At 70.8% G+C, this 12,253-nt stretch carries 12 protein-coding genes; 8 read left to right on the top strand and 4 right to left on the bottom strand.

The features are described from left to right. The first annotated feature begins 4 nt into the window (after positions 1-4). Positions 5-553 carry a PH domain-containing protein gene (locus tag HNR13_RS16855; protein ID WP_218881250.1) on the top strand — a complete coding sequence of 183 codons (549 nt, stop codon included), beginning with the start codon at positions 5-7 and terminating at the stop codon, positions 551-553. Here the strand turns inward: HNR13_RS16855 and HNR13_RS16850 are convergent. Then, the gene (locus tag HNR13_RS16850; protein WP_179607658.1) at positions 515-1,066 is read right to left on the bottom strand and encodes a GtrA family protein; all 552 of its coding nucleotides are present in this window, start codon (positions 1,064-1,066) and stop codon (positions 515-517) included. The genes HNR13_RS16855 and HNR13_RS16850 overlap by 39 nt on opposite strands. Positions 1,067-1,080: 14 nt before the next feature. Here HNR13_RS16850 and HNR13_RS16845 point away from each other — a divergent pair, with 14 nt between their 5' ends. The 4 genes from HNR13_RS16845 to HNR13_RS16830 all read left to right on the top strand — a co-directional run bounded on the left by HNR13_RS16845 (position 1,081) and on the right by HNR13_RS16830 (position 5,625). Then, on the top strand, positions 1,081-2,325 hold the full coding sequence (locus HNR13_RS16845; RefSeq protein WP_382312045.1) for a 5-(carboxyamino)imidazole ribonucleotide synthase: 1,245 nt from the start codon (positions 1,081-1,083) through the stop codon (positions 2,323-2,325). A 70-nt stretch (positions 2,326-2,395) separates the two neighbouring features. Then, positions 2,396-2,899, top strand: a complete 504-nt coding sequence (purE, locus tag HNR13_RS16840; RefSeq protein ID WP_179607655.1) for a 5-(carboxyamino)imidazole ribonucleotide mutase — start codon at positions 2,396-2,398, stop codon at positions 2,897-2,899. After that, positions 2,896-4,263: an LCP family protein gene (locus HNR13_RS16835; protein ID WP_179607653.1), complete on the top strand. Its 1,368-nt coding sequence runs from the start codon at positions 2,896-2,898 to the stop codon at positions 4,261-4,263. The genes purE and HNR13_RS16835 overlap by 4 nt, the downstream gene beginning before the upstream one ends. A 153-nt stretch (positions 4,264-4,416) precedes the next feature. Beyond that, positions 4,417-5,625, top strand: a complete 1,209-nt coding sequence (locus tag HNR13_RS16830; RefSeq protein ID WP_343063595.1) for an acyltransferase family protein — start codon at positions 4,417-4,419, stop codon at positions 5,623-5,625. A gap of 150 nt (positions 5,626-5,775) precedes the next feature. Here HNR13_RS16830 and HNR13_RS16825 read toward each other — a convergent pair whose 3' ends face one another. The 3 genes from HNR13_RS16825 to rfbB are packed head-to-tail and all read right to left on the bottom strand — an operon-like array spanning position 5,776 to position 8,772. Then, positions 5,776-6,924, bottom strand: coding sequence for a glycosyltransferase family 4 protein (locus tag HNR13_RS16825; RefSeq protein WP_179607651.1), 1,149 nt, complete (start codon positions 6,922-6,924; stop codon positions 5,776-5,778). Beyond that, a complete protein-coding gene (gene rfbD / locus HNR13_RS16820) occupies positions 6,896-7,783 on the bottom strand; it encodes a dTDP-4-dehydrorhamnose reductase (protein ID WP_179607649.1) in 888 nt (295 codons plus the stop codon). The genes HNR13_RS16825 and rfbD overlap by 29 nt, the downstream gene beginning before the upstream one ends. After that, complete coding sequence (gene rfbB / locus HNR13_RS16815; RefSeq protein WP_179607647.1) at positions 7,783-8,772, bottom strand: dTDP-glucose 4,6-dehydratase; 990 nt, start codon at positions 8,770-8,772, stop codon at positions 7,783-7,785. Before rfbB ends, rfbD begins: the two co-directional genes overlap by 1 nt. A 119-nt stretch (positions 8,773-8,891) precedes the next feature. Here rfbB and HNR13_RS16810 point away from each other — a divergent pair, with 119 nt between their 5' ends. The 3 genes from HNR13_RS16810 to rfbA are packed head-to-tail and all read left to right on the top strand — an operon-like array spanning position 8,892 to position 12,222. Beyond that, complete coding sequence (locus HNR13_RS16810; RefSeq protein WP_179607645.1) at positions 8,892-10,730, top strand: cell wall-binding repeat-containing protein; 1,839 nt, start codon at positions 8,892-8,894, stop codon at positions 10,728-10,730. 9 nt (positions 10,731-10,739) lie between these two features. After that, entirely contained in the window at positions 10,740-11,345 is a 606-nt protein-coding gene (locus tag HNR13_RS16805; RefSeq protein WP_179607643.1) for a dTDP-4-dehydrorhamnose 3,5-epimerase family protein, read from the top strand. A gap of 16 nt (positions 11,346-11,361) precedes the next feature. Then, a complete protein-coding gene (gene rfbA, locus HNR13_RS16800) occupies positions 11,362-12,222 on the top strand; it encodes a glucose-1-phosphate thymidylyltransferase RfbA (protein ID WP_179607641.1) in 861 nt (286 codons plus the stop codon). Positions 12,223-12,253 lie beyond the last annotated feature (31 nt).

The raw sequence follows: 12,253 nt of genomic DNA, 5'->3' as shown, positions 1-12,253 counted from the left end.
AGACATGAGCAGCACGCCGGAGGGTACGCCCGCGCCGCCGCCCGAGCGGGTCATCGCCCGGCTGCGATCGAACGCGCGCGCGATGTTCTGGCCGAGCCTCGTTCTGATCCTCGCTGCGGGCGGCGTCGGCTACTTCGCCGGACGCGTCTCGGAGGTGTGGGAGGTCGTGCTGCTCTGGAGCGCCGCGGCCGCCGTGGTCCTGCTGCTGTTCCTGCTGCCGCTCGCGGCCTGGCTGAGCCGCCGCTACACGATCACCACGCGCCGGCTCATCCTCCGGCACGGGTTCTTCGTGCGGGTGCGGCAGGAGCTCCTGCACAGCCGCGGCTACGACGTCGCGGTCAAGCGGAACTGGCTGCAGAGCATGTTCCGCTCCGGCGACGTGCGGATCAACTCCGGGCTCGACCACCCGGTCGTCCTCAAGGACGTGCCGAAGGCCGATCAGGTGCAGCGCGCGCTGACCGAGCTGATGGAGCACGCGCAGACCGTCGTCGCGGTGCGCAGGCAGCAGTCGGAGTCAGTCTCCGACGAGACCACCGTCTGGGGTTCGCGCTAGCGTCGAGGCCGTCGTCGCCGCGGGCTCGATCGCGGCCTCGCGCTGCGCGGCCTTCGCGGCGCCGCGGCCGGGCGCGAAGACCCACCAGCGGTAGAGGGCGAAGCGGAACAGCATGCCGATCGCCAGGCCCACGACGTTCGCCGAGATGTTGTCGGCGACCGGGTTGGCCATGCCCAGCAGGTAGTGCGACACCCACACGCAGACCAGCGGGATGCCGGTGCCGGTGGCGAGGCTGACCGCGAAGAACTCGACGCCCTCCCGCGCGGCGTTCTCCTGGCGCTGGCCGGAGAACGCCCAGTAGCGGTTGCCGATCCAGTTGGTGAGGATGGCGATGACCGTGGCGATGATGGTCGAGTAGATCGTCGCGTGCTGCACGTTGCGCAGCACGATCAGCAGCATCACGTTGAACACGACGAGGTTGACGCCGAAGCCGACGGCGCCCACCGCGCCGAACTTGATCAGCTGCGGGAGGATGCGCGCGGTACGGCGCGCTGTGGTCGTCTCGGTCGTCATGCTCCAGCCTGGTGATGCGAGAAGATAGGAGTGCGTTCGCCACAATACGCGGCCCAGGTGTCCGGTATCTGGGAGTTGCCCGCGCACCATGTGAAGAGTATCGAGGAGAGACATCGGAGATGGCCAGGAACAGGGTCGGTGTGATCGGCGGCGGACAGCTGGCACGGATGATGATCCCTCCCGCGGTCGAGCTCGGGATCGACCTCCGCGTCCTCGAGGAGGCGGAGGGGATGAGCGCCGATCTGGCCGCGACCGGCGTCGGCGACTACCGCGACCTGGACACCGTGCTCGCGTTCGCCGAGACGGTCGACGTGGTGACCTTCGACCACGAGCACGTGCCGCCGGCGATCCTGCGCGAGCTGGTCGGCCGCGGCATCCCGGTGCACCCGGGCCCCGACGCGCTGCTGTACGCGCAGGACAAGCTGCAGATGCGCGCGAAGCTCAGCGAGCTCGGCCTGCCGGTGCCGGACTGGGCCGCGGTCGAGTCCGCGGATGAGCTCGGCGTCTTCCTCGCCGACCACGGCGGCCGCGCGGTCGTGAAGACGGCGCGCGGCGGCTACGACGGCAAGGGCGTCCGCGTGGTGACCGAGGCGTCGGGAGCGGACGACTGGTTCCTCGCGCTCGCCGAGGACGGCCACGGCGGCGCGCTGCTGGTCGAGGAGCTGGTCGACTTCCGCCGGGAGCTGGCCCAGCTGGTCGCCCGCCGGCCCTCCGGCGAGGTCGCTGCGTGGCCCGTGGTGGAGACGGTCCAGCGCGACGGCGTCTGCGCCGAGGTGATCGCGCCGGCCCCCGGCGCCGCCGGCCGGGTCGCGCAGGCATCCGCCGACATCGCCCGCCGCGTCGCCGAAGGCCTCGGCGTCACGGGCGTGCTCGCGGTGGAACTGTTCGAGACCACGGACGACCGCGTCCTGATCAACGAGCTCGCGATGCGCCCGCACAACAGCGGCCACTGGTCCATCGAGGGCGCCGTCACCGGCCAGTTCGAGCAGCACCTGCGTGCCGTCCTCGACCTGCCGCTGGGCTCCACGGCCCCCCGCGAGGACTGGTCGGTCATGGTCAACATCCTCGGCGGACCGGCCGAGGGGACCCTCCAGGACCGCTACCCGGCCGCGCTGGCGGCGCACCCCGAGGCGAAGTTCCACGGCTACGGCAAGGCGCCGCGGCCGGGGCGGAAGGTCGGGCACGTCACGGTGGGCGGCGACGACCTCGACGACGTGGTCTACCGGGCGCGGGCGGCCGCGGCGTTCTTCGAGGGGTGAGCGGCGCCGTTAGGCCCGCACCTCCGCGCGCCTAACCCGCCCATCCCGCGGCGCCCCTATCCTGGTTCCCATGCCCGCACAGTCCCTGCCTTCGGTGTCCGTCATCATGGGCTCCGACTCCGACTGGTCGGTGATGGAGGAGGCCTCGAAGGTGCTCACCGAGTTCGGTGTCGCGCACGAGGTGGAGGTCGTCTCCGCGCACCGCACGCCCGAGAAGATGATCGCCTTCGGCAAGGCGGCGGCCGCGCGCGGCGTGCGCGTCATCATCGCCGGCGCCGGCGGGGCGGCGCACCTGCCCGGCATGGTCGCGGCGGTCACGACGCTCCCCGTCATCGGGGTGCCGGTGCCGCTCGCGCGGCTGGACGGGCTGGACTCGCTGCTGTCGATCGTGCAGATGCCGGCCGGCGTCCCCGTCGCCACGGTCTCCATCGGCGGCGCCAGGAACGCCGGGCTGCTCGCGATCAAGATCCTCGCCACCTCCGACCCGGAGCTGTCGGACGCTCTTGCGCGCTTCGCCGCCGACCTCGAGGCGAGCGTGGAGGAGAAGAACCGGGCGCTGCAGTCGCGGCTATGAGCTCGGCGACCCCGCTTCGCCACCCTGACGTCTCGTCGCCGGGGGAGATGACCGCGCGCGGCTGGTGGCTGGTCGGCCTGAACATCCTGCTCCCCGGCACGCCGCAGCTGGTCGCGGGCAACCGGGTCCTCGGACGGGTGGGGATCCTCGCGACGCTGCTGCTCTGGCTCCTCGGGATCGTGGCGCTGATCCTCGCGCTCGCGTCCCCGTCGTCGCTCTACACCTTCGCGACGCAGGCGGGAAGCCTGACGGCCGTCCAGCTGCTGCTCAGCGCGTACGCCATCCTGTGGGTCGTGCTCACGCTCGACACGCTGCGGCTCGTCCGGCTGGTCAAGGCCCGAGCGAACGCGCGCGGCTGGATCGCCGCGTTCTCGGTCGTCGTCCTGGTCGGGCTGGCGGGCACCGCTGCCTACGGGTCGGCGGTGGCCGGGTCGGCCCGCGGCGCCCTCGGCGACATCTTCGCTGACGCGGCGCCCGTCGCGCCGGTGAACGGCCGCTACAACATCATGTTGCTGGGCGGCGACGCCGGGCCGGACCGGCAGGGACTGCGGCCGGACAGCATGTCGATCGTCAGCATCGACGCGAGCACCGGCAAGGCGGTCACGATCGGCCTGCCGCGCGACCTGAACCCGGTGCCCTTCCCGGCCGGCTCGCCGCTGCACGCCCTCTACCCGGACGGCTACGGCTATCACGACAAATGCGATGTCGACGTCTGCCAGCTCAACTCCATCTACACGGAGGTCGAGCTCTACAAGCCGGACCTGTACCCGGGTGCGAAGAAGCAGCAGAGCGAGCCGGGCATCGAGGCGATGCGCGACGCGCTGGCGGGCGCGACCGGCCTGACGATCCAGTACTACGTCCTCATCGACATGCAGGGTTTCGCCGACCTCATCGACGCGCTCGGCGGCGTCGATGTCACGGTGAGCGAGAAGGTGCCGATCGGCGGCGACGAGAACCTGAACGGCGTCGTGGAGTGGATCCAGCCCGGCCAGCGCCACCTCGACGGCTATCACGCCCAGTGGTACGCCCGGGCGAGGCACGGCACCAGCGACTACGACCGGATGGCGCGGCAGCGGCAGCTGCAGGACGCCATCCTCAAACAGGTCAACCCGCTCAACGTGGTCACGAAGTTCCAGGACATCGCCAAGGCCGGCACGCAGGTGATGAAGACCGACATCCCGCAGTCGATGCTCGGCTACTTCGTCGACCTCGGCATGAAGACCCGCGCGCAGCCCGTCGACAAGCTGGAGCTGGTCCCGCCCACGATCCCGGACCCGACGGACCCGGACTACACGCAGATCCACCGGCTTGTGCGGCAGGCGCTGACGCCGTCGACCGCGACCCCCGCCCCGGCCGGGCACTGAGGCGGAATCGGCGCAATTCCGCGCAATTCCGCGCCCGCGGATGGCCCCGCCGCTCCCAGGTGACCCCTGAACAGGTCACAGGAACCGCCCAGGGCCCGCCGGTACCGTCGCCCGCCTATGACGGGTACTGGTGGACGTGTGGACGAGAAGACGGTGACGAAGAACGGTGCACGCCTGACGGCCCTCGACGGGCTGCGCGGACTTGCGGCGGTCGTGGTCGTGCTGCACCACTCGCTCTACACGAACCCCGAGTTCCCGGGCGCCCCGGGCGGCGGGCACGCCCCGGCCGGGTCGTTCATGTGGTGGATCAGTTACACGCCGCTCAAGCTCGCGACCGCCGGCGTGGAGTCGGTGATCGTGTTCTTCGTGCTGTCCGGGCTCGTCGTCACGCTGCCCGTCGTGCGGCGCCGCGGCTTCGACTGGGTCGCCTACTTCCCGCGCCGCGTGGTGCGGCTGATGGTGCCGGTCGCGGCGTCCGTCGTGCTCGCCGCGGCGTGGGTCGCCGCCATCCCGCAGGTGAGTCCGCAGCCGAGCGGCACGTGGCTCAGCAACTCCTCGACCCCCGACTTCTCCTGGGAGTACATCGTGAAGGCGATCGACCTCCTGGGCGGGGACGGGCAGATCAACAACCCGCTGTGGTCGCTGCGCTGGGAGCTCGCCTTCTCGCTGCTGCTGCCGGTGTTCGCGATCGCGGCGCTCGCCGTGCGCAGGTGGTGGATCGGCGGCCTGGCGCTGGCGTGCGCGCTGACCTGGCTGGGCGCGCACGCCGGGTCGGGGGAGCTGGAGTACTTCCCCGCGTTCTTCGTCGGCGCGATCGTCGCGGTGCGGCTGGACGCGGTCCGCGACGCGGCCGCGCGGATCAACACGCGCTGGTTCCGGCATCCGCTCTGGGCCGGGCTCACCATCGGGAGCGCACTGCTGCTCATCGCGCCGTGGCTGGTCGGGCCGGGCGTCGGGAGCATCCCCGAGCTGGACAACGTGCTGAAGGGGCTCGTCCCGCTGGCGGCGGCCGGTCTCGTGGTGGCCGCGCTCGGCTGGACGCCCCTGCGCGCGGTGTTCGAGTCGCGGCCGTTGCAGTTCCTCGGCGCGATCTCGTTCAGCCTGTACCTGGTGCACGTGCCGATCATCCTGTTCAGCACCTACCTGTTCGCCGGTCAGACCTGGTACGTGCCGCTGCTGTTCGCCATCCCGCTCGCGGTGCTGGTCGCCGTGGGGTTCACCTGGCTGATCGAGAAGCGCAGCCACGGCTGGTCGAAGGCCGTCGGCGTCTGGGCGTCCGCCCGCTACCGCGCCTGGTTCGGCCCCGAGGACGCGGCTGACGCCGCTCCCCGCGAGCCCATCGCCTCCTCGACCCGCGCCTGACGCCGCTCACATTCGTCACGAATCGCGGCTTTCGCGCGAGAATTCACCACATTCGGCACGAATCGCGGGGACGCACATTCGGCACGAATCGCGGGAATGGGGCGCTGATTCGCGACATACGGCACGAATCGCGTGGAGTGCGCGTGCGCGTCAGAGGTCGGCGTGCAGCGCCCAGACCCGCTCGGCGGAGTCGCGCCAGCTGAACGCCCGCGCCCGGTCGGAGGCGAGCACGCCGAGCCGGCCGCGCAGGTCGGCGTCGTCGAGCACCCGGCCGATCGCGCCGGCGAGGCGCTCGCTGTAGCCGGCGTCGTCCTCGGCGGAGGCCGGCCGCTCCACGACTAGGCTCGCGCCGGCGGCGACCTCCACCAGCGCCGGGTCGTCGGAGTGGATCACCGGGAGGCCGAACTTGAAGGCCTCCACGATCGGCAGGCCGAAGCCCTCGGCGAGGCTCGGGTAGACGAAGAGCGTGGCCCGGTCGAGCACCACAGCGAGGTCGGCGTCGTCGAGCCGGCCGAGCGCGCGCACGCGGTCCTCCGGCAGCCCGGCCGCCGCCGCGACGCCGGTCGCGGTGCCGTCGCCGTAGCGGTCCGGTCCGGCGATGAGCAGCGGGATGTCGTGCGCCTCCGGCCGGGCGACGGCGCGGATCAGCGGGGCGATCCCCTTGCGCGGCATGATCGAGCCCAGCGTGAACGCGTAGGCGTCGGGGAGCTCCAGCCGGGCGGCCCGCTCGTCGGCGTCGGCCGGGAGCCGGAGCGTCGTCGCGGGCGCGCCGCCGATGACGCGGATGCGGTCGCCGAAGTCGAGCGACTCGGCCAGGCTGTTCGCGACGGCGTGGGTCGGCACGACGATCGCGTCGGCGTGCTTGCGGGCGCGCTTGGCCATCGACTTCGTCCACATCACCGTGGTGGCGCCGAGCGTGTCGGGGTGCGTCCAGGCGAGCGCGTCGTGGATGGTGACCGCGATCTGGTCGCCGTCGTTGATGGTGTCGTGCTTGCGCAGCGGGGCGAGGAGGCTCGGCGCGTGCACCATGCCGCGGATGCCGCCGACGGCGATGCCCGACTGCCAGGCCAGCGAGAGCTCCCGCCGGGCGAGCGGGAGGCGCACCAGGTCGGCGAGGCCGGGCAGGAGGGCGCGCAGCTCGTCCAGCTGCTCGTCGGGGATGTTCGACACGTACGCGCGCACTTCGCACCCCGCGGGTGCGGTGGCGATCAGCTGACGGGTCAGCTCCTCGGTGTATCGGCGGGCTCCGCCGGTATCGGCCGAGGTGAGCTCATCGACCACCACGCTGAGTGTCGTCATTCGTCTCCAGGTCCAGGACTCCCTGCCGCGCGGCGTCTGCCAGGGCGGCCTCCCACGACCGCATCGGCGCCAGTCCGGCCTTCGCCCAGGCCCCGTGCGCGAGCACGGAGTAGGACGGTCGGGGTGCGGGACGGACGAACGTCGCGCTGTCGGTCGGTGTGACCCTATCAGGGTTCAATCCGGCCGCGCTGAAGACCGCCTTCGCGAACTCGAACCAGCTGGCCTGGCCGGAATTCGTGCCGTGGTAGACCCCGGACGGTGCGTCCGACTCGAGGAGCGCGACGATCTGCTCGGCGAGGTCGCCGGTCCAGGTCGGCTGGCCCAGCTGGTCGGCGACGACGCTCACGGTCTCGTGGCTGCCGGCGAGCTTCACCATCGTCTTGGCGAAGTTCGCGCCGCCCGCGCCGTAGAGCCAGGCCGTGCGCACGATGTACGTGCCGTCGGGGTGGGCCGCGAGCGCGAGCTCCTCGCCGGCGGCCTTGGTGCGGCCGTAGGCGTTGATCGGGTCGCGCGGGGTGTCCTCGGCGTACGGCTCCGTGGCGTGGCCGTCGAACACGTAGTCGGTGGAGACCGTGACGTAGCGGGCGCCGGCCTCGGCCGCGGCGACGGCGAGGTTCTCGGTGCCGAGCGCGTTGATCGCGTAGGCCTCGTCCTCGTGCGTCTCGGCGTCGTCCACCTTCGTGTAGGCGGACGCGTTGACGACGGCGTCGTGCCCGGACGCGGCGGCGACGGCCGCGGCGCGGTCGGTCACGTCGAGGTCGGCGCGGCCGAGCGCCGTCACCTCGTGGCCGTGGGCGGCCAGGGCCTTCCGCAGGTCCTGGCCGAGCTGTCCGTTCGCTCCGGCGACGAGGACGCGCATCAGTTGTCCAGCGCCGCGCGGGCCTTGAGCGGCTCCCACCAGTCGCGGTTGTCGCGGTACCACTGCACGACGTCGGCGAGGCCCTGCTGGAACGGGACCAGCGGCTGGTAGCCGAGCTCGTTCTGGATCTTGGAGATGTCGACCGAGTAGCGCAGGTCGTGGCCGAGGCGGTCGGCGACCCGGTCGACGTACGACCAGTCCTTGCCGGTGGCGTCCAGCAGCAGCTGGGTGAGCTCCTTGTTGGTGAGCTCGGTGCCGCCGCCGATGTTGTAGATCTCGCCCGCGCGGCCGTTGACGAGCACCATCGCGATGCCGCGGGTGTGGTCGTCGACGTGCAGCCAGTCGCGGATGTTGTTGCCCTCGCCGTACAGCGGGACGTGCTTGTCGTCGATGAGGTTGGTGACGAACAGCGGGATGACCTTCTCGGGGAAGTGGTACGGCCCGTAGTTGTTCGAGCAGCGCGTGATCGACAGGTTCAGCCCGTGGGTGCGGAAGTAGCTGCGCGCGAGCAGGTCGCTGCCGGCCTTGGATGCCGAGTAGGGCGAGTTCGGCTCCAGCGGGCGGTCCTCCGCCCACGAGCCTTCGGCGATCGAGCCGTAGACCTCGTCGGTGGAGACGTGGACGAAGCGCTCGACCTTGTTGCGCAGCGCCGCGTCGAGCAGCTGCTGGGTGCCGAGGACGTTGGTCTCCACGAAGATCGACGCGTCGCGGACCGAGCGGTCGACGTGCGACTCGGCGGCGAAGTGCACCACCGCGTCGATCGTGGGGAAGAGCTCGTCGAGCAGGCCGCCGTCGCGGATGTCGCCCTTGATGAAGGTGTAGCGCGGGGAGTCCGCGACCGGTGCGAGGTTCGCCAGATTGCCCGAATAGGTCAGTGCGTCGAGGACGACGACCTCGGCCCCCTCCAGGCCCGGATAGGCGTCCTGCAGCGTGCGGCGGACGAAGTTGGAGCCGATGAAACCGGCGCCACCGGTGACGAGAATCTTCATAGGGGGTATGACCTGCCTTGGGAGATCGGAAAATGTCCGGCCCGATTCTACCGGGTCGTTGACGGGAGCCCACTGAGGACCGATATCCTGCGGAGATGGTCTCTGGGGGGAAGCGGACTGTGCTCCGCGTCATTGTCACGTCCGTCATCGCGCTCGCGGTCGCCGCGGCCACAGCGGTTCCGGCTGTCGCCGCGAACGATGCCGGCCACGGCGCAGGCTCGGGAGGTTTCGACCAGCCGAGCAACGCGCAGCTGCAGAAGAACCTGGAGGAGGGGCTCCGGGGTTCGTTCTCGCCGTCGTCCGCGGCCGACGCCGACCTGACGAAGTTCATCGACGGCGACCTGGTCAGCGACGCGGTGTTCTACAACGGGACCGCATGGGACCAGACGCGCATCCAGTCATTCCTGGACATGAAGGCGACGAACAACCATTGCGCTCCCTCGTCGGGTGGGCCGTCGTGCCTCAACGCCTTCTCGATGACGACGCCGTCGAAGGCGAGCAGCACCGCGTGCCAGGCGTACACGGGCGTCACGAACGCATCGGCCGCTCAGATCATCGCGGGTGTCGGCGCCGCCTGCGGCATCAACCCCGTCGTGCTGCTGGCGATGATCCAGAAGGAGCAGGGCCTCGTCTCCACGGGCACGCCGACCCAGCGGATGTACGACTACGCGACGGGCTGGAACTGCCCGGACGTGGGCGGCGACCCGTCGTGCGACAACTCGCCGACCTCGACCGGCTTCTTCAACCAGGTGTTCGGGGCCGCCTGGCAGCTCAAGCAGTACGGCTCCGACCCGTACTTCAGTGACTACCCGGTCGGCAAGGTCAGCGCGGTGCTCTACCACACCGACCCTTCCAACTGCGGCACCAAGCAGGTCGCCGTCCAGAACAAGGCGACCGCGGCGCTCTACTACTACACGCCGTACACCCCGAACGCGGCCTCCCTCGCGAACTACCCTGGCGAGGGCGACAACTGCTCCGAGTACGGGATCCGCAACTTCTGGTACCTCTTCAACGCCTGGTACGACGGCCCCTCCACCGCCGGCTCCGTCCCCGCGAGCACGCGCATCGCCGGCGGCGACCGCTTCGCCACCTCGGCCGCCGTCTCGCAGGCCGCGTTCCCGAGCCCCGGCGCCGGCATCCCGGCCGCGTACATCGCCAACGCCTACAACTTCCCGGACGCGCTCGGCGCCGCCCCGGCCGCGGCCAAGCGCCAGGGGCCGCTGCTGCTCTCGATGCCGACCGCGGTCCCGACCGTGATCCTGAACGAGCTGACCCGGCTCAAGCCCGCCACCATCTACGTCGCCGGCGGCGTGTTCGCCCTCTCCGACTCCGTGGTGTCCCAGCTGCAGGGGCTCTCGTTCCACCCGACCGTGACCCGGGTCGCGGGCTCCGACCGCTTCGACACCTCGCGCACGATCGCGCAGGACGCCTTCGGCACGTCGTCGAGCAAGGCGTACCTCGCGAACGGCGTCAACTTCCCCGACGCGCTCTCCGCGGGCGCCGCCGCCGGAGCGCTCGGCCAGCCGGTGATCCTGATCAACGGCCCGACGCCCGACGACGCGACGGTGTCCACGCTCAAGAACATGGGCGTCACCTCGGTCAAGGTCGTCGGCGGCAGCGCGGTGATCCCGGACTCGTACCTTTCCGGCCTGTCGGCGCAGGGCATCACCGCCACGCGCGTGAGCGGCGCCGACCGGTACGCCACCAGCCTCGCGATCTCGCAGGACGCCTTCCCGTCGGCCACCCCCGCGGCGTTCTTCGCGTCCGGAGCGCTCTTCCCGGACGCGCTCTCCGGCGCGGCCTACGCGGCCAAGGTCGGCTCGCCGCTGTTGGTGACCCCGGGCGGCTGCGTGAGCGCGGGAGCGGCGGAGGTGGCGATGCGCACGCAGACCATCGGCGTGATCGGCGGGGCGAACGCCCTGGCGGACGCCGTGGGGATGCTCAGCATCTGCCAGTAGACTCCCGGGGTGCAGATCCGAGAACTTTCGATCCCCGACGCCTACGAGATCACCCCGGTGCAGCACGCGGACGACCGCGGCCTGTTCTTCGAGTTCTACCGGTTCGACCGGTTGGCGGAGGCCGTCGGCCACCCGCTGGACCTGAAGCAGGGCAACACGTCCGTGTCGCGGCGCGGCTCGGTGCGCGGCATCCACTTCGCCGACATCCCGCCGAGCCAGGCCAAGTACGTGATGGCGCCGCGCGGCGCGGTGCTCGACTTCGTGATCGACATCCGCGTCGGCTCGCCGACGTTCGGGCAGTGGGACTCGGTGCTCCTGGACGACACCGACCGCCGGGCGATCTACGTGGCGGAGGGCCTCGGGCACTGCTTCGTCGCGCTGACCGACGACGCGACCGTGAGCTATCTGGTGACCGACGTCTACAATCCGGGGCGTGAGCACGGGATCAACCCGCTGGACGGCGACATCGCCCTCGAGTTCCCCGTGCCGGCGGACGAGCTGCTGCTCTCCGCCAAGGACACCGACGCCCCCGGCCTCCACGAGGCGAAGGAGAGCGGGCTGCTCCCGACCTGGGATGCGGCGCGCGCCTTCTACGCCTCGCTGGACCAGAAGTAAGGACGACCACAAGAACATGCGCGGAATCATCCTGGCCGGCGGGTCCGGCACCCGGCTCTGGCCCATCACCAAGGGCATCTCGAAGCAGCTCATGCCCATCTACGACAAGCCGATGGTCTACTACCCGCTGTCGACCCTGATGATGGCGGGGATCAACGAGATCCTGATCATCACGACCCCGGAGTACAACGAGCAGTTCCGGGCGCTCTTCGGCGACGGCTCCCAGCTCGGCATCCGGCTGGAGTACGCCGTGCAGCCGTCGCCGGACGGCCTCGCGCAGGCGTTCATCATCGGCGAGGAGTTCATCGGCGACGAGTCGGTGGCGCTGGTCCTCGGCGACAACATCTTCCACGGCACCGGCCTCGGCTCGGCGCTGCGCCAGCACAACGACATCGACGGCGCCCTGATCTTCGCCTACCAGGTCAGCGACCCCACGGCCTACGGCGTCGTGGAGTTCGACGACAACTTCACCGCGCTCTCCATCGAGGAGAAGCCGGCGGTGCCGAAGAGCAAGTACGCCGTGCCCGGCCTCTACTTCTACGACAACTCCGTGGTCGGCATCGCGAAGACCATCGAGCCGAGCGCCCGCGGCGAGCTGGAGATCTCCACGGTCAACGAGCGCTACCTCCAGTCCGGCAAGCTGCAGGTGCAGGTGCTGGACCGCGGCACCGCGTGGCTGGACACCGGGACGTTCGAGTCGATGATGCAGGCGTCCGAGTACGTGCGCGTCATCGAGGACCGCCAGGGCTTCAAGGTCGGCTGCGTCGAGGAGATCGCGTGGCGGGCCGGCTGGATCGACGACGCCCAGCTGGCCGAGCTGGCGGCGCCGCTGGTGAAGAGCGGCTACGGCCGGTATCTGAAGGGCCTGCTCGGCTGAGGGGTACCCCCCGTGGCTACCCCCCAATGGG

The sequence above is a fragment of the Leifsonia shinshuensis genome, assembly GCF_013410375.1.
Lineage (GTDB): Bacteria > Actinomycetota > Actinomycetes > Actinomycetales > Microbacteriaceae > Leifsonia > Leifsonia shinshuensis.
The sequence above is the reverse complement of the archived record's forward strand: the minus strand, read 5'-3'. Positions and strand labels throughout refer to the sequence as shown.

What these genes read in the sequence shown, in the direction of transcription:
- HNR13_RS16855 (WP_218881250.1), top strand. Translation starts at nt 5, where the DNA reads ATGAGCAGCACGCCGGAGGGTACGCCCGCGCCGCCGCCCGAGCGGGTC.
- HNR13_RS16850 (WP_179607658.1), bottom strand. Translation starts at nt 1,066, where the DNA reads ATGACGACCGAGACGACCACAGCGCGCCGTACCGCGCGCATCCTCCCG.
- HNR13_RS16845 (WP_382312045.1), top strand. Translation starts at nt 1,081, where the DNA reads ATGCGAGAAGATAGGAGTGCGTTCGCCACAATACGCGGCCCAGGTGTC.
- purE (WP_179607655.1), top strand. Translation starts at nt 2,396, where the DNA reads ATGCCCGCACAGTCCCTGCCTTCGGTGTCCGTCATCATGGGCTCCGAC.
- HNR13_RS16835 (WP_179607653.1), top strand. Translation starts at nt 2,896, where the DNA reads ATGAGCTCGGCGACCCCGCTTCGCCACCCTGACGTCTCGTCGCCGGGG.
- HNR13_RS16825 (WP_179607651.1), bottom strand. Translation starts at nt 6,924, where the DNA reads ATGACGACACTCAGCGTGGTGGTCGATGAGCTCACCTCGGCCGATACC.
- rfbD (WP_179607649.1), bottom strand. Translation starts at nt 7,783, where the DNA reads ATGCGCGTCCTCGTCGCCGGAGCGAACGGACAGCTCGGCCAGGACCTG.
- rfbB (WP_179607647.1), bottom strand. Translation starts at nt 8,772, where the DNA reads ATGAAGATTCTCGTCACCGGTGGCGCCGGTTTCATCGGCTCCAACTTC.
- rfbA (WP_179607641.1), top strand. Translation starts at nt 11,362, where the DNA reads ATGCGCGGAATCATCCTGGCCGGCGGGTCCGGCACCCGGCTCTGGCCC.